The organism is Sulfolobus sp. E5-1-F (assembly GCF_009601705.1).
In the GTDB taxonomy this organism is placed as follows: Archaea; Thermoproteota; Thermoprotei_A; order Sulfolobales; family Sulfolobaceae; genus Saccharolobus.
This window is the reverse complement of record NZ_CP045687.1, coordinates 2,489,856-2,515,399: the sequence shown is the minus strand read 5'-3', so window position 1 is coordinate 2,515,399 and position 25,544 is coordinate 2,489,856. Positions and strand designations below refer to the sequence as shown.

Here is a 25,544-nt window from a genome sequence, read left to right as displayed (position 1 = left end):
TGTATAAGCATTCTTAAAAACCTACCTTTATAGAGATATAAAAAAATATTAATTTCTTGTATCTTATTTGTTAATCTTTTCAAACTCTGCCTTAAACTCTTCTAAAGCCTTTCTAATCTCCTCTACAGAAGCCTCATCCTCAAGTGTAGTTATATCTCCTATTTCTGCCCTTGTTGCAACAGCCCTTACAACTCTCCTCATTATTTTTCCACTTCTCGTTTTAGGCAACTTACCAACGAAGTATATTTTATCTATAGTAGCTATAGGTCCTACCTTTTCTCTGACGGTCTTTAGTATCTCTTGTGTAAGCTGTTCATTAGGTGAATAACCTTGTCTTAAAGTTACAAATGCATAAGGTACCTCTCCCTTAACTGGATCTGGGACTCCAATTACTGCAGCTTCTGCTACTGCAGGGTGTTCAATTAAAGCTGATTCTAATTCGTATGTACCTAACCTATGTCCAGCTACCTTAATCACTTCATCAGCCCTTCCTAATATCCAGAAATATCCATCCTTATCCTTAACAGCGTAATCGCCAGCATAGAACATTCCAGGGAATCTACTCCAATAAACTTTTACATATCTTTCGGGATCTTTATAGATTGTTAATGGCATTCCGGGCCATGGATTTTTAATAACTAAATACCCTCTTTCTTCAGGATTAGCTTGTTTCCCATCTTCATTAACTACATCTGCATCAATTCCTAGTAATGGTGGACCATTTGTCCCTGGTTTCATCGGTACAAGATATGATCCGGGCAAATGAGATATTAGAATACCTCCGGTCTCAGTCATCCACCAAGTGCTTCCAAATGGTATCTCTTCTCTACCCACTAGTTTCCACAACCACTCCCAAGCTTCAGGATTTATAGGCTCACCAACAGAATGCATTAGTCTCACGGTGGAAGTATTGTGAGCCCTAACCCAATTGTCACCATATTTCATAAAGCTTCTAATAGCTGTGGGTGAAGTGTAAAGGATTGTAATACCGTATCTTTCAATTATCGATACCCATCTGTCTGGTTGTGGATAATCTAAGGCACCCTCATACATTACTTCAGTCGCACCTTCCATTAAAGGTCCAAATACAATATAAGAATGTCCAGTAACCCATCCTATATCAGCAGTACACCAGTAAATATCGTCATCTCTTATATCAAATACCCACTTCATAGTAGCATGCAGTAAGGTCATATATCCTCCAATATCATGAACTATACCCTTAGGCTTTCCAGTTGTTCCAGACGTGTATAATATATATAATGGATCTTCGGATTTCATCCTTTCTGGCTCAACGTAAACATTTTGTGGAACGTCCTTTATCACTTCATCAAAGTACTTATCCCTACCCTCAACCATGTTAACTTTATTCCCTATCCTCCTAACTACTATTACATCCTTTATTGTTGGTGTCTTCTCCAAAGCCTTATCAACAATTCCCTTTAACTCAACAACTTTACCTCTTCTCCATCCACCATCTGCAGTAACTAGTAACTTAGCCTCAGCATCATTAATCCTATTTGCTAACGCATCAGCACTAAAACCAGAGAACACTACTGTAAAGACTATTCCTAACCTCGCTGCAGCTAACATGAATATTGGTAATTCTGGTATCATTGGAAGGTAAATCGCTATTGTATCACCTTTCTTTAAGCCGTATTTCTCTTTTAGTAGATAGGCTACTCTATTAGCTTCTCTATATAGATCGTAATATGTTAATTTCCTAACTTCCTTCGGATTACCCTTTTCATCTACTGATTCTCCTTCCCATATTATAGCAACCTTATTCTTTCTCCAACTTTTTACGTGTCTATCTACTGCTAAATAAGATGCGTTAAGCTCTCCACCTACAAACCACTTATAGAATGGAGGATTGGTATCGTCTAATATTTTCTCCCACGGTTTGAACCAGTCAATTTCTGAGGCTACGGATGCCCAAAATTGTTTGTAATCTTTTATAGTTTGACTATGAAGCTCCTTATACGTATTTATACTTACTAGCCTATTTGAATTAAGCTTTGGATTTATCTTTTTATCAAAAGGTAGAGCCCACGTTACTGACATATGATATATAGAGAAATACAAGGTAATAAATGTTAAGTATAATACCATAAGATAACAAACTTTATAAGTAAATTGTTATTATATTATATCATAATGACTGAACAAAAAAGGGCAAATCCAGCTCCTTTAGGACTTTCTGGTTTCGCCTTAACAACACTCGTGTTATCTACCTTTAATGCGGGGTTAATAACGCAAGGGGCTTCAGTAGTTTTGGGGTTAGCAGCATTTTATGGGGGTCTCGCTCAGCTTTTAGCGGGCATTCTAGAGTGGAGGGCGGGAAATACTTTTGGCTATACCGCGTTCTTTACATATGGTGCATTTTGGGAATGGTATTTCCTAACTGCAGGAGGGTTTTTTGGAGGAGTGACAGCTCAAGCGATAGGGCTAGTATTGATTGCATTTGGGATTTTCACGTTTGTAATGTGGTTCGGTACATTTAAGGCAAATCTGGGATTATTCATGACATTCCTATTATTGTGGATAACCTTCTTCCTCCTTGGTATAGGTGCTATGACCGGAAATGTTGGATTATCTCATGCTGGAGGGTATCTAGGGATATTAACTGCAATAGCAGCGTGGTATACTGGACTAGCTATTGTAGTAGCCGAAAGTTTAGGTAAGAATCCTCCGCTAGGGAAACCTATAATGAAATAAAAAAGATTTTTAATTTTAGATATTAACTTTTTATTGTATTAATTTTTTCATTAACTCATAGAAGTTTTCATAAGGATGAATAGCCGTTACTTCTATTGTTAATGAATGACCAAGCTCTCTAACTATTGGTAGGGTCTCTAAAATCTCATCTAATTCCTCATGAGAGTTAACGTCAATTATTGCTACAACTTCTCTTCTTCCAGTCACCTTATATAGACCCTTTATCTTCCCAGCCTTAACTGCTGGCATTGCTGCCTCAGCTTCTCTCTTCCATATCTCCATTAGCTGTTTTTGCGTTAAATTGGTAGGCTGTTTTACTTTAAACCATAGAAGGAATAGCATTAAATAATATTAAGTTTAGTTACTTATAAATTGATTTGTTTGTTCGTAAGTGAACTGTATCTACTTATATTTTTGTCCTCTCTCAAATCCATAAAGTACAGAAAAATTAGATATGATTCCAATTGCCAAAAGAAGATGAATTATGGAGATTATTGGAGTAGCGTTTATAGTATATAGGGGAGTGTTCTCATGCAGTCATCTTATTCGATATATTATTGTAAAAATATATCAGACTAGTAATTTTTATAATTAATCATCTTGATCTAGAGGTAACCACGAAACTAGAATGTACAAAATAGTCTAAGAAGCTTTATGTGCGAGAGCCGCGAGTTTTTTTGAGCGGGCGAATAGCATGCAGCTCGCAGTTCTCGCACAACTAATACTTTTGATTTTAAGAAATTTAAATCTTAAAAGAAAGTACGAGCTAAAGGATATTGCACTAGCGTTAGCATACTCCTTGGGAGTTCAGATCACGAAAATAGGAATCCCACCATCAACACTATACTACTACTTGAGGAAATAGGGAGGAGAAGAGACCAACATGCCCATCATGCAACTCGAATAGGGTAGTCAAGAACGGCTCATCTAGAGGGAAAGAAAAATACAAGTGTAAAGCGTGTGGAAGAACGTTTTACAACACGTTGAAACACAGAATGAATAAGGAACAAAGGGAGAGAATCTTAAAGGAGTACTTGAACAGGATGAGCATGAGGGCAATATCAAGAGTTGAGGGAAAGCCATTAACTACAGCCTAGTGAAGAGGATTGGAGCAAAGGCCTTCACGAGCTTAATAATATTGAGGGGGCAACTCAAGAGTTTCGTGGCCAAGTCTACAGTGTTTGACGAGTTCTGGACTTATCTTCGTGTTAGGCATGGGAAGGTTAGAGCGGATCTCTGGATTTGGACTGCTCTTTCTGATGGGGTACCTTTTTACGAGTTTGGGGATAGAGTTATGGGACTTTCCGTCTCCTCTTGAGCTGGTTACCTAGGAGTGGGGTAAATTATACTGATCACTACTGTGTTTATCAAGTTCTTGATAAACGCGTGGCGAGCAAGAGGTACACTTACATTGTGGAGAGCCATAATTCTTGGTGTAGGTCTCATCTTGCAAGGTTAGCTAGGGATACTAGGGTTAATAGGAGTCAGAGGATGGTGGATTACAGTTTAGCCTTGTTGAACGTTATGTATCCTCACGTGTTCTCAAGAGAGATAACGCCCTTAAACGAGATCTACTTGAGGGCAGTACAGTATATTAGAGATAATCTGATATAATTTTACTATAATATATCGAATAAGATGACTGCATGAGAACACTCCCGTATATAGATAACCTAATGCACCAGTAATCACAATTAATCCAATATTTCCGGCAAGAATTCTCTTTTCTACTGGTAGTTTTACCTTAAAATAACCATAGCTCGTTATTGCTAAAAGTACAATGGCAACTAACACGTGAAGTAACAATAGAGAAGGATAGTTATAAAAAACGATTATATTTCCTATAAGTGTTTGTAAAATTGCTATTCCAGCACCTGCTAACCATATGTTCAAAATGTTATTACCTCATAGCCTTGATTAACGTAATAGGATACTCTCTCACCAGCTGGTAATAATGACACTCCTAAATTCTCTAAATGAGGCTTTATGTTCATTGCTTGTGCAACTCCTATGCAAGCTGAATCTATAATTTTGTTTTGAAGTAGTTCTTGGAACATGTTCTTCATATCCCCATCTAATTGCGTTAATTTCTTCTGACTTGGTCCGAAGTATATAACTTTAACGTCTTCATATCTCTTATTTTTAACTGAGTTATAAGCCATCCTCATTGCTAAATCGAACTTCTCGTCTCCAGACATTATTAAGAAGAGGACTTTTGCCATACTTTTATTTTTTAAAGTCACATTAAAAAGTTTAACTTAATAATGTTCTTGATCTGGAGATTAAAATTCCCAAAAACATCAAGAAAATTCCGAACAATTGTATAGGAAAAGGTATAACGTGAAACAGTAGATACTCCACAAGAGTGGTTAGAATAGGCACTGAGAAACTAAGAACTGTAACCTTAGGTATCTTCTCCACCTTAACCATCATGTTCCAAAGGAAGAATGAAATGGCACCACCTAAAGTTGATGTATATGCAATGCCCACATAAAATTCTTGGTTTGTATCGATGTTATAGTCGATTGGGAGTAGCAATGCTAGAATTATACTTCCTATCGTAAATTGGCTCACATTCACTGTTATAGAATCGTATTCCCTTAATTTTCTGTAGTAAACCGTAAATAATCCCCAAAATAAGGCATTAATAATTGTTAGAATTGATCCAAATAGCGTAAGGCCGTGAACTAGTGGTAAACCGTATAAGATTACCCCTGAGAAACCTATAATTACTCCAACAATCTCAAGTAGTGTAGGTCTTTCTAATAATATAAATAAGGAAATAGGTATTGAAAACAAGGGCATTGTATAGCTTAGGACTGCTGACTCAGCTGGGCTAACGTAAATTAAGCCGTAGGCCCATAATAATGATGATACTGTAGTGAAAACTGCCAATTGTATCACATCTCTGTTAAAGATTATTTTTCCTCTACTAATTGACAAAAATATAATAGAAGATATAACATACCTAATGAGATTGAAAGAGATTGGGGATGAAAACGTTATTGCATCCTTTGCAAAGTAGTAGTTAAATGACGTTACCATTACATAAGGTAATAGGTATTTTAATATTTTCACACACTAACCATTTGGGAGTAAACTTTAAAGTTACCTAACAAAAGTGAGCGTATTCATTTATAAATTTGTTTTATGATATATTTTTTCATGGTTGATCCTGTAGAATTGTCAAGGAAGTACGAAGGAAAAATCGAGATATATCCGAAAATTCCCATTACCTCTTATAACGATTTCGCACTTATTTATACTCCAGGTGTGGCTGAAGTATCCAAGGCAATTTATAAGGATCCGGACAAAAGTTTTGAGTTAACTAGCAGATGGAACACAATAGCAGTAGTAACAGATGGAACAAGAGTTTTGGGTTTGGGAAATATTGGTCCAACAGCTGCAATGCCGGTAATGGAAGGGAAGGCATTATTATTCAAATACTTGGGAGGCGTTGATGCAGTACCTTTACCAATTAATGTTAAGAATGCAGATGAGTTCACAAATGTTGTAAAGGCCTTAGAAACGTCTTTTGGTGGAATTAATCTTGAAGACATTGAGTCACCAAAATGTTTCTATATTCTAGAAAAACTACAATCAATATTAAATATTCCAGTGTGGCATGATGATCAACAAGGTACTGCAGCGGCTATCCTAGCTGGGTTGATTAACGCAATGATCTTAACCAATAAGGACCCTAAGGAAAGTAAAGTAGTATTCTACGGTGCTGGAGCATCAAATATTGCAGCCGCTAGAATTTTAGCTAAATATGGTTTCAAATATGAAAACATGGTAATGATTGATAGCAAGGGCCCGCTGTATGCTGATAGAGAAGATGTTGATCACTTAATGTTATATCATAAATGGAAGTATGAATTAGCTATAAAAACAAATAAATGGGAAGCTAAAGAAATAAAGGATGCGTTTAATGGCGCTGATGCTGTAGTTGCAGCCTCTACTCCGGGCCCAAATGTAATAAAGAAGGAATGGATAAGTTTAATGAATAAGGACGCAATAGTCTTTGCCTTAGCTAATCCAGTTCCGGAGATATGGCCACAAGAAGCTAAGGAGGCTGGAGCGAAAATTGTTGCAACAGGCAGGAGCGATTTTCCTAATCAAGTAAATAACTCCTTAATATTTCCAGCAATATTTAGAGGAGTTTTAGATAGTAGGGCTAAGGCGATAACAGACGAGATGATAATTGCCGCATCAGAGGCTCTTGCAAAATACGCTAGGGATAAGGGGATAAATGAGAACTACATAATACCTAGAATGGACGAATGGGAGGCATTTTATGAGGAAGCTGCAGCAGTCGCAAGTAAGGCTGTTGAATTAGGATTAGCTAGAGTTAAAAAGAGTAAAGAAGAGTTTAGAGAGATTGCTAAGGAGAGAATATTAAGGGCTAGGAAAATAATGAATCTGGTGATATCCACATGGTCACCATAAGAAGGGCTTCTAGAGAGGACGTCAAAACTTTAATAGATTTTTTCAGTAGAATGTATAGATTAAATAGTGAGTTTGATCCTCTACTATTGACACCAGAAAACCTGGAGGAAAGAATTAACAAGGTGTTAGAGAAAAGTCTCGAAGATACAAATGAGATGATAGTGGTTGCGGAAGATCAAGGTAGGGTAGTTGGAGCAGCAAGGGTCTTAATAATAGATAGGCTATTTTACGTACCGGAAAAAGAAGCATTAATTAGGGAATTTTACGTACATCCTTCGTATAGAAGGCAGGGAGTAGGTAACGAGATAGTAAATTTCATAATAAATGAGTTGAAAAATAAAGGAATAGAAATAATAGGAGCTGAATTTCCATCTAGAAATTTAATAGCGATCTCATTTTATAGAAAAATGGGCTTCAGAGAAATATATTGCGAATTCGTTAAAAAAATTTAGCTTTTTTATTCGGATAAATACTCTTCCATATTTGAAATCTTCTTCAACTCCTCTAAGGCTTTAACTACGTTTTCTCTTCCGTACTCTCTTTCGTAATCGAAAATACCTTTAGGAAAACTTAGTCCTAATCTGACACCCAGATCAATATCTTCCCTACTTGCAACTCCGTTTTTAACCATCCAATTTGCCTCAATTATTGCGGGGGCAATTATGTACAATGGATTTAACTTCTCAGCGAGTTGTGGAGGTAAATTAGGCTTGATGTACTTATTTGATGGATAAGTATAGAAGCCTTTTCCAGTCTTTACACCAAGATATCCCTTTTTGCTCATCTCCTCTAATGTCCTGCATGGATAGGCCTTAAATCCTCTTTCAATCATTGCAGAACTTACGTAATAGTTAACATCTACTCCAGTATAATCTACAAGCTCAAAAACTCCCATCGGAAATCCTAACTTATATCTAGCAACTGCGTCAACTGTAGTGTAATCACAAACTCCATTTTCGATCAACATGCAAGCTGTGGTGATTATTCTTAATAATATCCTATTTACGACAAAACCAGGTACGTCCTTATTAACTATTATTGGTCTCTTTCCGAGGGATTTAATAAACTCATAAGTCTGTTTAACTGTCTCGTCAGAAGTTTTACTTCCCCTTATTATCTCCACTAACTGCATTAACACTGGGGGATTAAAGAAGTGCGTTCCTATAACCCTTTCTTGCCTTTTTACAGCCATGGCAATTTCCGTAATTGGTAAGCTACTAGTATTAGTAGCTAGTATTGCGCTGTTAGGTAAGAGTTCTTCAAGCTTAGAAAATAGTTGCCTCTTTAAATCCAATTTCTCTGGAATTGCTTCTATCGAGATGTCTATTTCTCTTAACTCATTTGGCAACCCTATTATAGTCTTAATTCTTCCCAAAACGTTTTCTACACTTTCCTTTAAGTTACCCTTTTCATATAACTTTTCTAAACTCCATCTAATTTTCTGCATTGCATTATCCAGTATATCTTTTGAAATATCACTCAAGTAAACATTATATCCAGCAATAGCTGAAACTTCTGCAATTCCATGCCCCATTGTACCTGATCCAATAACTAAAACGCTTCTTATCATGAAACTTCAGCCCATTGGCACTAATTCATAAGTCAGATAACCTTCTGGTTTCCTCTCCACAACTTCGAGTCTAACTTTCATTCCAACTTTAACTTCTTTAGCCCTTACCCAGCTTAGAACATTTACCCCATTACTCATTCTAGCTATGCCAACTACGTAATCTTGATAGTGTGAGAAGGACGGAGGTTTAACGTTAATTATAGTATACGCTACGATTTCGCCTTCCTTAGGCATTTCGATCCAATCTAAATTGGAGATTTTACACTTTGGACAGTCATCCTGAGGGGGAAAATATACTGAACCACATTTGGGGCATTTCGTGGCTAGAACTTTACCTTCCCTTAATCCTTCAAAGAACTTGATTATCTTTTTAACTGGAACCTGATACCTTAAGTCTATTTCCCTTACGTCTATCCAGAGAGGGTTATTAGTCTTTTGTTCATTCACTATTGGCAATTTTGTGGTCTTTATTACATTATCAAGTATTGTCAAAGATTGCGAGATTTCCTTTTGCATCTTATCTCTTATTTCGTTTAAACTCATTTAGATGGCCTCCTAGTTGAGTATATTGTTACGTATGCGTAATGACCAGTTCCTCCTACGTTATGCGTTATCCCCATTCCGTTTCTTACCTCTACTTGTGTTCCCTTATGGGCTCTGTATAGCAATTGTCGAGCTATTGAGACTGCCATGCTTACTCCAGTTGCCCCTATTGGATGCCCTTTTGCTTTTAACCCTCCATCAACGTTTACTGGTATTTTTCCACCGATATATGTTTGTTCTTCTCTTGCCAATAGATACCCCTCACCTCTTTTTGCAAATCCCAAATCTTCATATGCCATTATTTCCGCTATTGTGAAGCAGTCGTGTACATCTGCTACGTCGAAGTTCTTCCACGCGTTATCGAATTCTATTCCAGCTTTCTTATATGCCTGTTGTGCAGCAATCTGCGCTGCTTCTATATGTGTGAAGTCAGTTCTCCTACTCAAGTTTGCAGTACCACTAGCAACTCCTTGTGATACTATCCATACGGGAGAATCAGTTATCTTTCTAGCAACTTCCTCAGATGCTAAAACTATTGCAGCAGCACCATCAGTAATTGGAGAAGAGTCCAAAAGCTTTAATGGATAAGCAACTGGTTTAGACTTCAAATATTCCTCCATGGTTATTTCCTTTTGAAATTGCGCATAAGGGTTTCTAGCCCCATAATAATGATTCTTAATTGCAATCTTTCCTAAATCTTCCTCCTTCATACCATACTTAGCCATATACGCTGAGGCGTGAAGTGCATAATACCCCGGGAAGGTTAGTCCGAAGTTCTCAAATTCCCAGAAATAACCTCCAGCTCTACCAATTAGTTCAACTACTTGAGGATTAGGTGCTTGATGCATTTGCTCTACTCCCACGACTAATGCGATATCAACTTCACCAGATTTAATTGCCAGATATGCATCTCTTATAGCTGCACTTCCAGTAGAACACGCTGCCTCAACTCTCATGGTCCCTTTTGGTGTTAGGTTACAATATTCCCCTACGATTACTGCTGGTAATTCTTCTGAACTCCAATTCCCTACATTGCCAACTACGAAGTATTGGATCTCGTTTTGTTCTAGATTTGCCTCCTCTAACGCTTGTTTAACAGCTTCCCATGCCAGTTCTTGTAAATTAACATCTGTCCTTACTCCGAATTTGGTGTGTCCAGTCCCGATAATTGCTACATTTCTCATAATTTAATCTACCGCTTGATAGTTTATTTAGTTTGTGTCATGTCTCTAAGTACCTTTTTATCTATCTTATTGGTTGAAGTTAGAGGCATAGAACTTATGAATATGATCTTATCTGGAATCCACCACTTCTGGATTTTACCCTCTTCAGCGAGTTTCAGTAAGAATTGCTTTATTTCCTCCTCAGACACTTGCTCTTTTGGAACTATGAATGCAACTGGCCTTTCTCCCCATTTCTCGTCTTTAACTCCAACTACTGCAACTTGAGATACCTTAGGATGTAACGATATGGCGTTTTCTAAGAGTAGCGAAGGAATGAATTCACCACCGCTCTTTATGGCATCCTTCTCTCTATCAACTATATGTATATATCCGTACTGATCCATATAGGCTAAGTCACCAGTATGCAACCATCCACCTTTCCATAAGGCCTTAGTCTTTTCTGGATCCTTATAATACTCTTGGGTTAACCACGGTGCTCTAACTACTATTTCCCCTATCTTGCCAGTCTCCTTTTCTTTTCCAGTAGCCGGATCTATAATTTTAATTTGGACTAAGGGAATGGGTGCCCCAGCAGATATTTGCTCCATGAATTTTGTATTTTCATCTAGTCCTTCAACTTCTGAGTTGTAGTAACCAACTGACAATACTGGACAAGTTTCAGATAGACCATATCCTCCTATTACTGTAATACCCAACTCTTTAGCCTTTTTAGCTAATCCCTCCGGTAATGCTGAACCTCCTATTGTGACCTTCCACCTCTTAAATACATGGAGATACTTAGGAGCATCGGGATTCGTTAGTAATAGGTACAGTATAGTTGGTACCATTGCTGAATAAGTTACGTTCTCCTTATCCATTAACTTTAGTATAAAACTGTAATCGTATTTACCTGGCAATACGTATTTAACTCCAGCCATTAGTGCCACATATGGATATCCCCAGGCGTGAACGTGAAACATAGGAACTAGGATCATATATACATCGTTTGAGGTCAAACTTAAGGGAGGTCTAGCTCCAACCAAGCTTACACTCATAGCATGTAATACTATCTTCCTATGGTTAAACCATACGCCCTTTGGCTCACCTGTAGTACCAGAAGTGTAAAAAATCGTTGCCATATCGTTTTCATTAACGTTAATTTCCTCTTCTAATGGCTCATTTGATTCAATCAATTCCCAAAAATCTATCGTATTTAATGAGCTTCTCACTTTTTCCTTAGAATCACTGTAGGATATTATTTTTATCCCTACTGGCATTATTCCCTTCGCCTTTTCTATAAGTGGAAGGAACTCATCTCTTACTACTAAATACTTATCCTCTGCATGTAATATGGTCTTAGCTATTAACTCTAAGGGATATCTGATATTCACTGTATGTAGCACTCCACCTATCATTGGTATTGCGTAATAGTTGTGCATGTAGACATCAGTATCCCAATCTATAACTCCTATCTTTTCTCCTTTCTTAACTCCTATCTTTCTTAATCCGTTTGCAAATCTTCTTACAGAATTAGCGAAAGATCTAAATGTGTATCTTCTAATATCTCTGTAAACTATTTCTCTATCTGGAAAACTTCTAGAACCAGAATCTAATATCTTATCTATTGTTAATTGGTATTCGTAATATTCGCTATTCATGTTATAATACTTAGAAAAACATCTATAAAAAATTTTACATCTTGATTCCGAGGAGTCTTCTCGCAGTTTCCCTTAATATAACAAGTTTCTGAATATCGTTGGCCCCTTCATATATTCTCATTACTTCGACATCTCTTAACAATCTCTCGACACCAGTAGAAGTAGCTACACCATATCCTCCATGAACAGTTATAGCCCTAATCGCGACCTTCTCTGCGATATCTGTAGCGTATAATTTTGCCATTGAGGCTGCTACTATAGCCTCATTCTCAAGACCACGGTCAAATAAACTGGCTGCCCAGTATGTAAGTAATCTTGCAGTATTTACTTCAGTTAATGATTCGGCTATCTTTTCTTGAACCATTTGAAATCCTATTAATGGACTTTGGAAAGCAAACCTCTGAGTCGAATATGCAACCATTCTCTCTAAAGCAGCTTGAGCAACACCAACTCCTTGAGCAGCAACACCAACCCTTGTTCTATCGAAAGTCGCCATTGCGTACTTGAATCCATTACCCTCTTCTCCCAATAGATTTTCTGCAGGGACTTCAACATCTTCAAAGGCTAACTCAGCAGTGTTTGAAGCTCTTAATCCCATAGTCTCAATTCTGTTTAATACCTTAACTCCTTTCCATTCTCTTTCTACTATAAACATTGATATTCCTTTCCATCTAGCATTAGGCTCTGGTGGTGACGTCCTAGCTGTAACTATGTAGTAATCAGCTATTCCACCATTAGTGATAAAGATCTTCCTACCATTAATAACGTATTTACCATTTATCTTTTTAGCTACTGTCTGTATTCCTGCAACGTCTGATCCAGCTGCTGGTTCAGTATTAGCAAAAGCTGCGACTTTATCTCCCCTAGCCACTGGAGTAACGTACTTTTTCTTCTGTTCTTCATTACCGAAAAGCAATATTGGAGTCATGAATAGACCTCCAACAGATATTCTCGTAGACAGTGAAGCCCAAACTCTTGATATTTCCTCTTGTGCTATTGCTGTCATTAACGTATCTCCACCTTGTCCACCGTACTGTTCTGGTACCGCAACACCATATAGACCAATATCCTTAGCCTTTTCCAATACTTCCTTCGGTACCGTACCTTCTTTTTCACCCTTTTCTACGTATGGCGCAACATCCCTTTCCATGAATTCTCTTACTGCTCTCCTAAATAATTCATGTTTTTCAGAAATGTTTATAGAAAATGCTTCCACACTACTGAAAGGTAAGACCATATATTCTAATGACCAACTAGACTGATTATAACTCTTTCTATCATTATGTTTTATTTCAGCCTATATTTTTACATATAATTATCTCAGAAACTAATGTATTGATTCTGTGAAAACAGAGAAAAAACAACGCAAAAATATAATATTAAGGTTAACACCTTATAAGAACTACATGTACGAAGAAGGTTATATTACCTTTAATACAGCTCTTCCAAGAATCTTTCTCTCCATCATTTTCCTATATGCCTCATTTATCCTTTCTAGTTCGTAGATCTCATATATAGCTTTAATTTTACCTTCTCCCACCAATTTAATGGCTTCCTCGTATTCTGACTTAGTATAGGACGCTGAACCTATAATTTTATGCTGTCTCATTATAGTCATCGCAGGTCTTAACAGTGTTATTGGCTCACCCTCAGTATTTCCAATCAAAACTAGGGTACCCTCCTTTTTTAATGCCCTTAGAGAATCGTTTATAGTTTTAGAACCTACTAGTTCGAAGACAACATCAAACTTTTCACCTTTTATATCACTAATGGGTGCTACTCCCAATTCTCGTAACCTTTCACCTTTAGAGGATAGCCCGTAAACGTTTGATATACCTAAAAGTTTCAAGTATTGAATAAGATGAATACCTACTCCTCCACCTGCACCAGTTACTAAAACTTTACTATCTTTATTTAAATTTGCAAGCTTGGTCGCGTGAATTGCAGTGGCTATAGGGTCCATCGTAGCAGCATATTTTTCAAGTTTATCATCTGGTAAGGGTATAATGTTCCTTTCCGGAACAATAATCTCCTCAGCGTATCCTCCAGTTATCTCCCCTTCTCCCAAAATTCTAGCATTATCACACAGATTCTCCTTCCCGCTTTTGCAGTACTCACAGCTTCCACAATTTAAGTTTGGATAAACTGCAACTGGTTTTCCCTTATAGTAGCCTACTATTTCATGTCCTAAGATTAAGGGTAATTTGAGGTTTTTAAATCCGCCCTTCCATATAACTAAATCTCTTCCACATATTCCAGTATACGCTACATTTACTTTAACTCCTACACCTTTAGGCTCAGCATTCCCTATGATAAAAGGCGAATTAAACTGTGTAAGAATTGCTGCTTTCATGTGTTAAAAAAGGAATTGATTGTTAATATATTCACTGTTGACTTAAAGACTTAGGTACAAACATACATTTATCCTCAATCTTTCCAGCTAAAGCATCGTCTAGTAGAAGATAAGGATTCTTCACTTCTTGTAATCTTTTCCCCGTACCTCCCCTAAGTTCCATAACCACCTCAGATAATATGCTCAAAGCTATCTCCTCTGAAGTCTTTGAACCAATATCTAAACCTAGTGGAGAGTGTAGTTTTTTCTTAATTTCCTCTAATGGAATATTTCTCTTCATTAGTAGTGAAATCATTAAAGCTGCTCTCTTTTGACTAGCTAATAGTCCCACAAATCTAGCCTTGTTTTTCATTGCAATATATAATGCATCTATATCATACGGTTTACCTCCCTCATTTGCTACAATTACAATTGAATCCTCGTCTACCATTTGTTCTAGTAGGCTGAGATCATTTGAGATGGCGTAAACTCCAGGGAAGTCCTCTTCCTTAACGTCTCCAGAACCCACTACTGCAACGTAATAACCCATATCTACAGCTAATTTGGCTATAAACTTAGCAATAATACCAGATCCCACTACGATAATACCCGGTCTAGGTTCTATCGGTTCAATGACTAATTTTCCACCTTCTATATCCTTTTGAATAACTTCACCCTTTTCCAATGCTTCCATTGCAAGTCCAATTACTTCTTTATCTAGACTTCCAAGGAGTACTTTTCCATCTGATACTAAAGTTCTCTCTAGTCTATTTCCCTTATAAATTGAAACTATTGCAAAGCGCTTCCCTTCGGCACTTAACTTTGAAATTAATGGAAAGATCTCACACGAACTCATATGTTACTATTAAATTAGCTAATTAAATACCTTTTTCTCTAATTAGTTTCAATTTTTTAAGCATCCATTAAAGCTCTGGTCTGGTATGCCTTTTTCCAATAATAGGTGAGTTCCTAAAAACCGCGTCATTAATTTCTTATTATAGCAATTAATTAAAAAAGCATAATAGAAAAGTTTTTTATATAGAAAAACTAACTTTATTATGCCACAATAAAATACCGAGAAAGTAGGATTAGAAGATATTAGGAAAGGAGCTAACTATTTCTTAATTTATTCCATCCTAGACATTCTAATGTCAGCTGTAATTTTCCTAATATTAATCTCAGTGTTTCATTTACCTCTAACAATTAATAGCATGCTAGCCCGTTCAGGGGTTTACGCGGAGATTGCCTTAATTACTGAGGCAGTTTTATTGCCCATATTTATACTCTCTTTATTAAGAATAAGAGAGGGATTTAAATTACTGACCACTTCTGGAAAGCGGTTAAATAAAGGAACGCTTGGAGGTACTATTGCAGTAGTAGGCTACATATTAGTCTTAGCTGGCTTAATAGCTCTTATCCTAATTAAGTCACAACAAGGTGTTATCCCTATAGCTGGTAGAATTGTGATAGGTGGAGATTTGGTGTCACTGGCGGGAGTATTTTTAATAGGACTAGGATACCTAGGGGCCAGTAATATCTATAATAATAGAACCATGAAGAGGGGAGGAACATTGATTTTAACGTGGGTTTTAGTTGCGTTTATAATTGGTATTGCACATAGTGAACCGATTGAAATATTTTCAGAGATGTTTGTTAGTTCTATCGGATTGCTTGGTGCTTATCTTATATTATTAGGATTAAGTCAAATTCTGAAAACAAAGCAGTTCTAGAAAAAATCTATACTAAAAGTTGAAATTATTTTTTCCCGAATCATTCACTTACTTAGTGAGGAAGAAGAGAAAGCTAGTTTGAATAGTTGAAATATTGACCAAATAACGCCATAAGTAGTATCTAGATTTAGGTCTTTATACTCTAAGGCTGACTTTCCTTTAGTTTCCTTAAGTCTTTCAAAATACCACTCTATAGTGTTAAACACTTTATCGATCATATACGTTACAATTGATCTTATGAATGGATTCTTACTAGTATACGCTATTGCATTTCCAAGTCTTCTAGTAATCTTCAAATCATATTTCCATGAGAGATATAACAAATCCCAATATCTAGATGGTAATCTCTCTAATGCAGGTAAAGGATTATCCCTAATTTTAGATAATCCCATTGGTATAACTGGCAATGGGAATATCCATGCAATTGGTTCATGATCTATGATGTATTCTACTAACTTTATTGAATCCTCTACGTCTTTGTCAGTCTCTTCTGGATATCCTATTGTCATCGTATAACAAGGGAAGATGTAACTTTCGTTCATTATTGCAGTTGCTTCGACTATTAAATCCTTCCAATGAGTGTAGTTCCATGGAAATGCCTTCATTTTCATATACTTATTAAATATTTTTTCACTTCCAGTCTCAAGTCCTACCACTGGAGAAACAGCCCTTTCCTCATTCCATTCAGCTATCTCACTCATAGCCTTAACAGTCTTAGGACTTAACTTGACTGGTGCGGCGGAAATATGGGCAAAATTTATATAGTCCACTCCAGCTCTCTTCAACTCAGTGTATAACCTTATTATGGCATCATGATTAACCTCATTAAGCCTTTTAGTTCCATATAGTAACATGTCATCAGTTATTAGACTAACATCCTTAATTCCAGCTTTCATATTAACTTGTACCTCTTTCATTATGTAGTCTATTGGGAAAGAAATGAATGTATCCGGAGTTACTGAACAGAACCAACAGCCTCTAGGACATCCCCTAGTAATTTGAACTTCACCACCTCTAGCTGGGCTAATAATTGGTGGAATATCCTCCAATTTCCTAGGGTATTTTCCCCTTATTATCTTGGGTAATGCTTCTCCTTCCTCTAATCTCTTAACCACTTCTGGGAAGTCGACTTCAGCATGTCCCAAAAATATTACATCTGCCCAACTTGGAGGATCTTTTTCAAATTGCCAAGAACCTGCACCTCCTATTACAACTTTAAGATGATATTTTTCCTTTAACCTGCTTACTATTTCACCTAATTCGTCAAAGAATTTAGCAGTCCACGTCTCTCCTCCTCCAAAAATCATGCTCAATTTAGCACTAACTGGTTCTATACCTCTCGGGTCATGAACATTAATACCAATTACCTTAGTTCCCTTACTAGTTACAACCTTCTCTAGTTTTTCTGGAGTTGTAACTATTACGTTAAATCCACTTCTCGCCAAAACAGCTTCAACTTTCCTAAGAGGATAAGGTGCTACTATGGCTTTACCCTCTTTATCTGTAGGGATTGGAGGCGTGAATATCTTATCCATGAAAAATCTCGGAACTAATCTATAAGGTAAACAAGCTACATAACCTAATGGAGCTATCCCACCATAATCCGTAAATGTACCCCTATCAGAAGTTAATACTACATCATACGTCTTTTAACTCACCTCCAGATTTAACATATCTCTCTCTTAAAATATAAACTTTTATATTATAAAAAGTTTGGCAGCTAACTTTTAATTAATGAAGAATGCGTCAAATAAATAGTTTTCACTCAGAAGCAGACTGTGCTTCTTCGTACTCCTTATCACTGACTTTTTCAAGCCATTCCGCTGTCTTACCGTTCAGTTTCTCTTGTATAGCTATATGAGTCATTCCAGTCGTTGCCGTAGCACCATGCCAATGTTTTACATTAGGCGGAGTCCATATGACATCTCCTGCCTTTATTTTTCTAGGAGGGTTACCCCAAGTTTGAATTAACCCCGTTCCGTAGATAACTATTAATAACTGTCCTAATGGATGATAGTGCCAATTTGTTCTCGCACCTGGCTCAAATGTTACAATAGCGGAAGTAACTCTAGACGGTTCTTCTGAATCATGCACTTGTTCAATTATTACATTCCCAGTGAAAAATCTTGGATCACCTTTAGTAAAAGGAATAGTGCCATTTTTTCTAATTGTTAGATCCATACTAACCCAAACCTCTACTTTCTTTTTAACTGTCTTTATGTTTTATTCTTTCTTTTTTTCCTCTTCCCTAAGCTCCTTAATAGCCTCTTGTGCTATTCTAAAGCTCTCCATGGCTGCAGGTAGACCACAATACACTCCAACGTGTAATAATACTTCCTTTATTTCCTCCTCAGTACAACCGTTTCTTATGGCACCCTTAACATGCAATTTAAGTTCGTTTTGCCTATTTAGAGCGCTTAATATTCCAATGTTTATTAAACTTCTTATCTTCCTTGGGATGACATCGTCTCTAGTCCATATTAAACCCCACGCGAAAATTGTCACCATTTCTTGAAGTTCCCTATTGAAGTCTGTAGCTTGACTTAGCGATTTTTCCACGTATTCTTTTCCCATGACTTTTTTCCTAACTTCAAGCCCTTTCTCATAGAGTCTCTTTAATTCTGGATCTTTTTCAAATAGACTACCCATAAACTATTCGAGTAATATAAGATAAAAAAGTAATATGTCAAATAAAAAGGTTTGAATTACCTTGCAAAATAATCTATTACGACTTTCTTTACTGCTTCATCTAATCTCCTCAAGTCACTATCTCTTAATGACCATCCTAGGCTACCTAAATTCTCCTTAAGGTGATCTTCTTTGGTAGTATTGAAAATTGCAAATACGTTATCCTTACTGACTAACCAATTTAGAACTACTTGAGCGGAAGTTTTGCCTAATTCCTTAGCAATTGAAAATATTTCCTCCACAAGTGGTTCTAAGTTTTTAACGTAAGCTTCCCTAGCGAGAACGTACCATTTATACTCATTTCTGATCTCTTTTCTCCCTATCAGATAACCCAGTCCTAAAGCGTCATATGCTAACAAGGGAATATTTTCCTTTAACATGTAAGGCAGAACCTCCTTTTCAACATCTCTGAATAAAACGTTATAGTGTAATTCATTTGCTGCAACGTCCGTCTTAGATAGATGTTCCCTAAATTCTCTCAATAGGGGAAGGGAAAAGTTGCTTAGGCCAATATATCTAATTTTCCCTTCGCTGAATAGTCTCTCCATTGCCTTAGCGGTTTCCCTTATTGGAACGTAATGATTAGGCCAATGGACAAGGTATAGGTCTATGTATGAAGTATTAAGTCTTCTTAAACTTCCCTCACAAGCTCTTAAAACATCATCATATCTTAGGTGGTCTATTGATACTTTAGTTATTATGAATAAATCTTCCCTCTTGAATTTGCTTATGGCTTTTCCAATAATTGTTTCTGAAAGACCATTTCCATAAGATTCTGCAGTGTCTATGGCGTTGACTCCTACCTCTATTGCCTTTTGAATAGTTTTCATAGCATTGGTCTCATCAATTATTGAAGGTGTGCCAAATTCCCAGGAACCTAAAATTAATGGGGATATCTTCTCGTTCGTCCATCCTAATATCTTCTTTTCCATGAATAAGTAAAATATTGTTAGGTATTTAAATGTTTATCAATAGAGTTTAGCCTAGACCAATTTTCTTTTAATTTTGAGTAGGCACATTAATTCTTATGGAGAGGGAGATAATTAAGATCTTATCCCTAATTGAATTCCATCCCTCTATTATGGCTTTTCACCTTGGTTTTATGTTAGTAGGAGTTTCCCTGTTCAGCTACTCCGTGTTTTCAATAATTGTCAAAAAGGTAGATATTATGCTCCCACTATTAACTGGTTTTATGGTTTATCTTATGTCCTTAATACTCCTTATACTAATTTTGCTTCTAGAAACTTATAGTTTTCTAATTATTAACGAAAGAATTTTAGTAAAAAACGCTCTTTTAAGGAGAGATAAATTTGAGTTCAGTCTAAAGGATAAAAATTTAATAATTGGTATTTACGATAAGGCCTCTTTCGGAAAGTTCGTCATAATATATGGCGATAAGTTGCTATTTAAATTTTTAACTCGACACAAAAATATAAGACTAATAAGGAATTTTATTGTAAAATCGGGTTACAGAATTGGTGGAACTTACAAGGTTTGTATGATTTGTGGAAGTATAAATGAAGAAGACGCCGAATATTGTGACTTTTGTAACTCAAAAGAACTATCACCTTATGAGCTCTACTGGATGGATTAGCTAAAAAAGATTTGAAGAAACGAGAAAAAATAAAAAATTTCTGCCTTAAGATTAGATTGGATATGGATAAACTGCAGGATCACTGAAGTAAAGAACCATATTGGAGTTAGTAGTATTAAATAACTGAGATGGTGAAGTAATTCCCGGTACTACAACCTCTACCCCAGGCTTTCCTAATGCTTGCCATATTGGATTATTTGCATTGGCAGCAGATACAGCACTATCATAAGTACTCATTGCTCTCTCTAGCGCTTGTATGTTGTTTAAGCAGTTTTCTGTGGGATTAGATACATTAGATGGAACTATGGCTTGGCATTGGCCAGTTATTGGATTAGGGAATATGTTGGGATCGAATACTAAAACTACGACTATATACCATGGTATTGAGGTGTTAGTAGCGAATGTCACTAAGTGACTATGAGCAGGAGTTGGTAATACGCCCTCAGGCAATCCGAATACACCGTTTTTAATCCCTAAGTACTGCTCAACCACAGTAAATGCTGGAGAGTATATTAGGCTCATGTGATCTGGACAAGCAGTTTCAGTAAGAGCAGCACCACATTGTGTTAATATCGTGTATGTTACGTTATTATATGTAAACGTAGGGAATCCTTGTGGGGTAGCGCCTAGTTTAGTAACGCCAAATATGGATAGTCCCGCAAATGCTGGTACTAGTACGAATACTGGAGCAGCCCCCTTTGGAAATGCTGATATATTGCCAGCACCTACTTCACAACCCATTGCAACTTTGCTTTGATTAACGGCATTAGGGAAGAATGTGGTAGCGGGAGGGGTGCATTCAAATTGGGCAGTATATAGGAAAGTTATTACTTGGCCGTTATAGAAGGCTCCACTAGCGTTAACAGTTATAGGCCTTGTTAGAGTTGTTGTAAATGTCTGAGTTGTAGTCTGTGTTGCAGTTTGAGTTGTAGTAGAGGTGGCTATTGATGTAGTTGTACTTGTAGTAGTGGAGGTCACGGTTATACTAGATACGGAAGTTGTGGGTATTGAAGGAGTAGTAGGTTTAGTAAAGTACAATGCAAATCCTACAGCTGCTATTATTACTAAAACTATTGTTACTCCTGCGAAAACTGCATTAGATACAGCTCTTTTTATGTTTTTCATTTTTTTAACCTAGCTAACGATTCTAGATTTACATCTTTAAAGATGTGTTCGAAAAATTCTAACGCATATTAAAAGAGTAATCTTAATTGGAACTAATATATGAGATACAAACAGATTATTAGAATAATAGTTATTGTTTTCTTTATTTCATTAGTCGTAACTGCTATAGCAATTTCCCTCATGAACACTAGTAAATTACCGGAGATTTCTTCATTAATAGGTAGATCAATTCCTTCAGATTTATACACGCAGTTAGTTCAATTGAGTGGTCAAGGATATAATATATCAGTAACCGAAACTAATTTAGATATTCTCCCTTATAATTTCTCTTCTAATGATAAACCAACGGTAATTTTTGTTGGAGCGGAGTGGTGTCCATATTGCGGGGCTGAAAGATGGGCTTTAATAATAGCCCTTCTAAGATTCGGTAATTTTTCAAATCTTCAATTCATGCTATCTAGCTCAATCGACGTATATCCAAACGTACCCACTTTCACTTTTGCCAATGCTAGTTATAGTAGTCCTTATATTTCATTCGTAGGAATTGAGTATGAAAATAGGCAAGGTCAGTATTTAGATAAGGTTCCGACTACGGTTTATTCCATGTGGGAAAAATATGGGAACTTATCTATTCCCTTTTTAATTATAGGATGTTACTACCAAGTTGGGACTACGATAAATCCGAAATTATTGTCTGGTAAAAACTGGACTTATGTAGTAGAGCAACTGCATAATCCTAATAGTCCAATTTATAAGCAAATTTACTATCAAGCTAATTTAATAACTAAATATATTTGTATGGTTGACGGAGACAAGCCTTTAAGTGTATGCTCTCACTTCACCCAAGATTATTCATATGATCCTCAACAAAATTTCAGTGTCTATACGACTATGGATAATGAAAATGTACAAAGTTATAGTTTAGAATATATAATAGAAGGGGAGAAAAAATGCGTATAGAAATTTTTTATTATTACTCTTTAGGTTTCTTTCTTATAGCAAATCTATACCTTATATTATCTAGCCGGAAGCAGATGAAAAAAATCACGTTTAACGCCATAATCTTTTTCTCAGTACTTTATCCTTTTTCAGCTATTCTGATTTATGTTAACCAAGTTTATGCTGATCTACTATCCTCGTTGTTAATCTCCTATTATGTAGGTTTGATGTATCACAACCATTTATACAAGAATAGATTTAACCAGAGGCAAGAGATAGGGTTAGGATTAGAGCTAATAATTATCTTTCTAATATTTGAAATATCTCTCCTTTACTACTATGTCATGGATAATTTATCCCTCTTTGAGATAAGTTTGTTGATTTTCATCAATATGGTCAATTTTTAGATCTAAAATTCAGTCAAAAATCTATTGAAGACAATTATCTTAAAAACTCCAAACTGACCTTTACTCTCATATTATTAACTTTCATATTGATGTGGTTTTTAGGGATAGATGTAAATCTAACTCTAGGAGTTCTAACGTTTAGTGAGGTCCTAAGTTCTAATTTAACATATACACTTTACAATATTTTAACTGGAGTTACTTCAACACCTTGGTTTTATATTATAATAGGTATATGGTTAGGTATCCTTTCGTTTTATAGGATTATCGAGGAAAGAAAACTAGAAAATAAGATAAGGTTGATGTTAATGATAGTTGCTTACTGGATATATAGCCTTTATTTACCATCTTTCTCTCCTATTTCCAATAAAATTCAGAATATCCCATACATGTGGTATAGTGGATTAGGTACTTATGGCCCTGTATCCCCTTCCGTATTGCTAACCGGCATTATTGGAACTTATGTAGTAACGGCAGTGCTATCAGCGTTATTTGGCTCTAGGCAGATATGCTCAGTAACGTGTACAGCTCCTTACATGTTACAAGGAACGTTCTTTAACTCTCTTAAATCATTTAATCGCAGTTCCAAAATAGGAAGAAAAACACTAACTAGTAAGATTAGTTGGTGGTTTAGGGTCAACGCTATCGTATTGTGGACATCGTTGTTAGTCCTTGCAGTAATCTCGTATTTGGATCAAGTAGGGTTAATTTCCTTTTCAATACTTGGGAATGACCCCACAGTGTTCTTGACTTCGTTATATTTCAACTTTTTATGGTGGATACAGTTTATTGGAATACCATTTTTTGGTAATTACGCTTGTGTAACTCAAGGTTACGCAGATAATATAGAAATGGCTAGGAAATATATTGCTGCGGCGAGGAATATAGATAAGTCTGCTGACGTTATGATAATCTACGAGTATGAGTTTAAATAACAATCAATTGATTGATTATCGAAAAACAATATATAGAAATTTATATAACATATCTTTATTTTGTCAGTAAGGTTTATAATACTTTGAATCAATTATTAATTATGGGTCAAAAATATAGATGTTGTGAGACAGATTTTGACAATCTAGATGGCTTCAAAAGATATATAAGAAGAAGGAATTAGCACAGATTCAATTATTCTGATTCCATTAGATTGAAAATAAAGAACGATAGTCTTTATAATATCATTAGAAATCCCAACATAATATTTGCCCTTTCTAACCTAATTACCCCAGTTCAAGATAAGGGAATTCTATATTTGCCTTTTACTAGACAAAGAAGTGGACTGATATTTAAGAGAAGTATTGTAGGTAAACTAGAAGGACCTAAGCCAGATATAGATTTAATAAAATATAATTTTACTTCAGATAATATAATATACGAATTAGGATTTAGAGTAAAGAAAATAAACGAGGATTATTCAGAGTTATTAGTTTTATGCTCAATGAATGTCAATATCGGATTATTGGGAAGACTTTTTCCAAGTGAAGTATTAAAGACTTTGCAGAAAATGGTGACACTTCAAATTATAGTTGAAAAGTTTAGCAAAAACCTAAGCGTTTTAAGTAGTTAAATAGTTAAGAAAAAACCAGATAAAAGTTTCTATCGGTCAGCATTGAATAGACTTTCAATGATGAGATATTATTTCTATCATCCTTAACCGTCGATTAAGTAAGTATCAAGTTAAGTTGTCACGTAGCCCTACCATACTATACTAACTTATGATCTTTTTATCGTTTTAGAGCAACGCATCTTTGAGGTCTCAAACAGTGTTATAAATTAGCTTTACATACAGTAATTATGCCATGTAGAGGTTTACACGCAATACCAGCTGGTCCTCCTGAGTTCCCTGAACTTGCAACTGTTTACGTAGTCTGCGGAGAAAAATTTAACGTATTGATAGATGCTGGTGTTACGAACTCAATAATGGACTCCTCGTTCCTAGATAAACTTGATTTAATAATATTAACACATATTCATATAGATCATATTGGACTATTACCAGAAATTTTAGAGAGGTATAAGAATGCTAAAGTCATGATAAAAAGTGGTTTTAAAAAGTATTTGACAACTGACGATGGTGTAAAGAGATTGAACGAGAGCTCAGAGAAGGTATTGGGAGATCTTTATTACGTATACGGAGAGTTTACAAAAATAGATCCAGATAGAGTAGTGGAAGTTGAGGGTGGAGAGGTAATTGATCTTGGAGATGGAAAGACTTTGAAGATAATTTATACCCCAGGCCATGCTAAACACCACATTTCCGTTATCAGCGATGATATTCTATTTACGGGAGATAGTGGGGGAGCATACTTTAACGGTATCGTGATACCAACAACACCACCACCGTTAGACTACGACAATTACGTTAACAGTTTAAGATTACAAATTTCCTTAAAGCCAAAGGTGATAGGCTTAGCTCACGGCGGACTTGTAAGTCCTAACGTATTAGATAAACACTTAGAGCAGATGTTGGGTAAAGAGATTGTGAATATCGATGAGATTGATATTGGAGGTATAGGCGGAGAGATTCTTAGGAAGCAAGTAGAAGTCAACTTGAGAGGCTTAAGGGAGGCTTTAGGAAGAATGTAAAAAAGATATGATAATCTTATAACTCATTTTTATTTATAATGATGA

General features: G+C 36.1%; 27 protein-coding genes and 1 pseudogene. 11 read left to right on the top strand and 17 right to left on the bottom strand.

What is annotated here, in order from left to right; all coding sequences use genetic code 11:
• Window positions 1-63: 63 nt before the first annotated feature.
• A complete protein-coding gene (acs, locus tag GFS03_RS13135; RefSeq protein ID WP_153424500.1) occupies window positions 64-2,064 on the bottom strand; it encodes an acetate--CoA ligase in 2,001 nt (666 codons plus the stop codon).
• A 93-nt stretch (window positions 2,065-2,157) separates the two neighbouring features.
• Here acs and GFS03_RS13130 point away from each other — a divergent pair, with 93 nt between their 5' ends.
• Window positions 2,158-2,718 carry an acetate uptake transporter gene (locus tag GFS03_RS13130; protein ID WP_153424499.1) on the top strand — a complete coding sequence of 187 codons (561 nt, stop codon included), beginning with the start codon at window positions 2,158-2,160 and terminating at the stop codon, window positions 2,716-2,718.
• Between the two features lie 30 nt (window positions 2,719-2,748).
• Here the strand turns inward: GFS03_RS13130 and GFS03_RS13125 are convergent, their stop codons facing one another.
• On the bottom strand, window positions 2,749-3,060 hold the full coding sequence (locus GFS03_RS13125) for a muconolactone Delta-isomerase (protein ID WP_153424498.1): 312 nt from the start codon (window positions 3,058-3,060) through the stop codon (window positions 2,749-2,751).
• Window positions 3,061-3,412: 352 nt separating this feature from the next.
• Between GFS03_RS13125 and GFS03_RS13120 the strand changes: the two are divergent.
• Window positions 3,413-4,332: pseudogene (locus tag GFS03_RS13120) on the top strand (IS1 family transposase).
• Here GFS03_RS13120 and GFS03_RS13115 read toward each other — a convergent pair.
• From GFS03_RS13115 to GFS03_RS13105, 3 genes are read right to left on the bottom strand one after another with little or no spacing between them, the layout of a single operon-like run.
• Window positions 4,279-4,611, bottom strand: coding sequence for a hypothetical protein (locus GFS03_RS13115; RefSeq protein ID WP_153424497.1), 333 nt, complete (start codon window positions 4,609-4,611; stop codon window positions 4,279-4,281). The pseudogene GFS03_RS13120 and the gene GFS03_RS13115 sit on opposite strands and share 54 nt — an antisense overlap.
• Window positions 4,608-4,940, bottom strand: coding sequence for a hypothetical protein (locus GFS03_RS13110; protein WP_153424496.1), 333 nt, complete (start codon window positions 4,938-4,940; stop codon window positions 4,608-4,610). Before GFS03_RS13110 ends, GFS03_RS13115 begins: the two co-directional genes overlap by 4 nt.
• Before the next feature lie 31 nt (window positions 4,941-4,971).
• A complete protein-coding gene (locus GFS03_RS13105; RefSeq protein WP_153424495.1) occupies window positions 4,972-5,796 on the bottom strand; it encodes a DMT family transporter in 825 nt (274 codons plus the stop codon).
• Between the two features lie 87 nt (window positions 5,797-5,883).
• Between GFS03_RS13105 and GFS03_RS13100 the strand changes: the two genes are divergently transcribed.
• Both GFS03_RS13100 and GFS03_RS13095 read left to right on the top strand, forming a co-directional pair.
• Entirely contained in the window at window positions 5,884-7,167 is a 1,284-nt protein-coding gene (locus GFS03_RS13100) for an NAD(P)-dependent malic enzyme (protein WP_167738498.1), read from the top strand.
• On the top strand, window positions 7,155-7,619 hold the full coding sequence (locus GFS03_RS13095; RefSeq protein WP_153424493.1) for a GNAT family N-acetyltransferase: 465 nt from the start codon (window positions 7,155-7,157) through the stop codon (window positions 7,617-7,619). Before GFS03_RS13100 ends, GFS03_RS13095 begins: the two co-directional genes overlap by 13 nt.
• Window positions 7,620-7,624: 5 nt before the next feature.
• Here GFS03_RS13095 and GFS03_RS13090 read toward each other — a convergent pair whose 3' ends face one another.
• The 7 genes from GFS03_RS13090 to GFS03_RS13060 form a co-directional block, all read right to left on the bottom strand.
• Entirely contained in the window at window positions 7,625-8,737 is a 1,113-nt protein-coding gene (locus GFS03_RS13090) for a 3-hydroxyacyl-CoA dehydrogenase (protein ID WP_153424492.1), read from the bottom strand.
• A gap of 6 nt (window positions 8,738-8,743) precedes the next feature.
• Entirely contained in the window at window positions 8,744-9,280 is a 537-nt protein-coding gene (locus GFS03_RS13085; protein WP_153424491.1) for a Zn-ribbon domain-containing OB-fold protein, read from the bottom strand.
• The gene (locus GFS03_RS13080; RefSeq protein WP_153424490.1) at window positions 9,277-10,464 is read right to left on the bottom strand and encodes a thiolase domain-containing protein; all 1,188 of its coding nucleotides are present in this window, start codon (window positions 10,462-10,464) and stop codon (window positions 9,277-9,279) included. Before GFS03_RS13080 ends, GFS03_RS13085 begins: the two co-directional genes overlap by 4 nt.
• Window positions 10,465-10,487: 23 nt before the next feature.
• Window positions 10,488-12,101 (bottom strand): long-chain fatty acid--CoA ligase, encoded by a 1,614-nt coding sequence (locus GFS03_RS13075; RefSeq protein WP_153424489.1) that lies wholly within the window; start codon window positions 12,099-12,101, stop codon window positions 10,488-10,490.
• Window positions 12,102-12,135: 34 nt separating this feature from the next.
• The gene (locus GFS03_RS13070) at window positions 12,136-13,338 is read right to left on the bottom strand and encodes an acyl-CoA dehydrogenase family protein (protein WP_153424488.1); all 1,203 of its coding nucleotides are present in this window, start codon (window positions 13,336-13,338) and stop codon (window positions 12,136-12,138) included.
• Window positions 13,339-13,521: 183 nt separating this feature from the next.
• The gene (locus GFS03_RS13065; protein WP_153424487.1) at window positions 13,522-14,454 is read right to left on the bottom strand and encodes an alcohol dehydrogenase catalytic domain-containing protein; all 933 of its coding nucleotides are present in this window, start codon (window positions 14,452-14,454) and stop codon (window positions 13,522-13,524) included.
• A gap of 31 nt (window positions 14,455-14,485) precedes the next feature.
• Window positions 14,486-15,289 carry an XdhC family protein gene (locus tag GFS03_RS13060; RefSeq protein WP_153424486.1) on the bottom strand — a complete coding sequence of 268 codons (804 nt, stop codon included), beginning with the start codon at window positions 15,287-15,289 and terminating at the stop codon, window positions 14,486-14,488.
• 241 nt (window positions 15,290-15,530) lie between these two features.
• Between GFS03_RS13060 and GFS03_RS13055 the strand changes: the two genes are divergently transcribed.
• On the top strand, window positions 15,531-16,163 hold the full coding sequence (locus GFS03_RS13055) for a DUF973 family protein (RefSeq protein ID WP_256365651.1): 633 nt from the start codon (window positions 15,531-15,533) through the stop codon (window positions 16,161-16,163).
• A gap of 44 nt (window positions 16,164-16,207) precedes the next feature.
• Here GFS03_RS13055 and GFS03_RS13050 read toward each other — a convergent pair whose 3' ends face one another.
• From GFS03_RS13050 to GFS03_RS13035, 4 genes are all read right to left on the bottom strand, one after another.
• On the bottom strand, window positions 16,208-17,698 hold the full coding sequence (locus tag GFS03_RS13050; RefSeq protein WP_153424485.1) for a B12-binding domain-containing radical SAM protein: 1,491 nt from the start codon (window positions 17,696-17,698) through the stop codon (window positions 16,208-16,210).
• Window positions 17,699-17,924: 226 nt separating this feature from the next.
• Window positions 17,925-18,344: a (R)-mandelonitrile lyase gene (locus tag GFS03_RS13045; protein WP_153424484.1), complete on the bottom strand. Its 420-nt coding sequence runs from the start codon at window positions 18,342-18,344 to the stop codon at window positions 17,925-17,927.
• Window positions 18,345-18,386: 42 nt separating this feature from the next.
• Entirely contained in the window at window positions 18,387-18,812 is a 426-nt protein-coding gene (locus tag GFS03_RS13040) for a carboxymuconolactone decarboxylase family protein (protein ID WP_153424483.1), read from the bottom strand.
• 56 nt (window positions 18,813-18,868) lie between these two features.
• Window positions 18,869-19,783 carry an aldo/keto reductase gene (locus GFS03_RS13035; protein WP_153424482.1) on the bottom strand — a complete coding sequence of 305 codons (915 nt, stop codon included), beginning with the start codon at window positions 19,781-19,783 and terminating at the stop codon, window positions 18,869-18,871.
• Window positions 19,784-19,878: 95 nt separating this feature from the next.
• Here GFS03_RS13035 and GFS03_RS13030 point away from each other — a divergent pair, with 95 nt between their 5' ends.
• On the top strand, window positions 19,879-20,445 hold the full coding sequence (locus GFS03_RS13030; RefSeq protein ID WP_153424481.1) for a hypothetical protein: 567 nt from the start codon (window positions 19,879-19,881) through the stop codon (window positions 20,443-20,445).
• Between the two features lie 51 nt (window positions 20,446-20,496).
• Here GFS03_RS13030 and GFS03_RS13025 read toward each other — a convergent pair whose 3' ends face one another.
• The gene (locus GFS03_RS13025; RefSeq protein WP_153424480.1) at window positions 20,497-21,570 is read right to left on the bottom strand and encodes a hypothetical protein; all 1,074 of its coding nucleotides are present in this window, start codon (window positions 21,568-21,570) and stop codon (window positions 20,497-20,499) included.
• 99 nt (window positions 21,571-21,669) lie between these two features.
• Here GFS03_RS13025 and GFS03_RS13020 point away from each other — a divergent pair, with 99 nt between their 5' ends.
• From GFS03_RS13020 to GFS03_RS13000, 5 genes are all read left to right on the top strand, one after another.
• Window positions 21,670-22,530: a DUF929 family protein gene (locus GFS03_RS13020; protein ID WP_153424479.1), complete on the top strand. Its 861-nt coding sequence runs from the start codon at window positions 21,670-21,672 to the stop codon at window positions 22,528-22,530.
• A complete protein-coding gene (locus GFS03_RS13015) occupies window positions 22,521-22,916 on the top strand; it encodes a hypothetical protein (protein ID WP_153424478.1) in 396 nt (131 codons plus the stop codon). Before GFS03_RS13020 ends, GFS03_RS13015 begins: the two co-directional genes overlap by 10 nt.
• Window positions 22,917-23,005: 89 nt before the next feature.
• Complete coding sequence (locus GFS03_RS13405; protein WP_181443765.1) at window positions 23,006-23,848, top strand: hypothetical protein; 843 nt, start codon at window positions 23,006-23,008, stop codon at window positions 23,846-23,848.
• 212 nt (window positions 23,849-24,060) lie between these two features.
• Complete coding sequence (locus GFS03_RS13005) at window positions 24,061-24,480, top strand: hypothetical protein (RefSeq protein ID WP_238699132.1); 420 nt, start codon at window positions 24,061-24,063, stop codon at window positions 24,478-24,480.
• Between the two features lie 227 nt (window positions 24,481-24,707).
• Complete coding sequence (locus tag GFS03_RS13000) at window positions 24,708-25,499, top strand: MBL fold metallo-hydrolase (RefSeq protein ID WP_153424477.1); 792 nt, start codon at window positions 24,708-24,710, stop codon at window positions 25,497-25,499.
• Window positions 25,500-25,544: the final 45 nt, after the last annotated feature.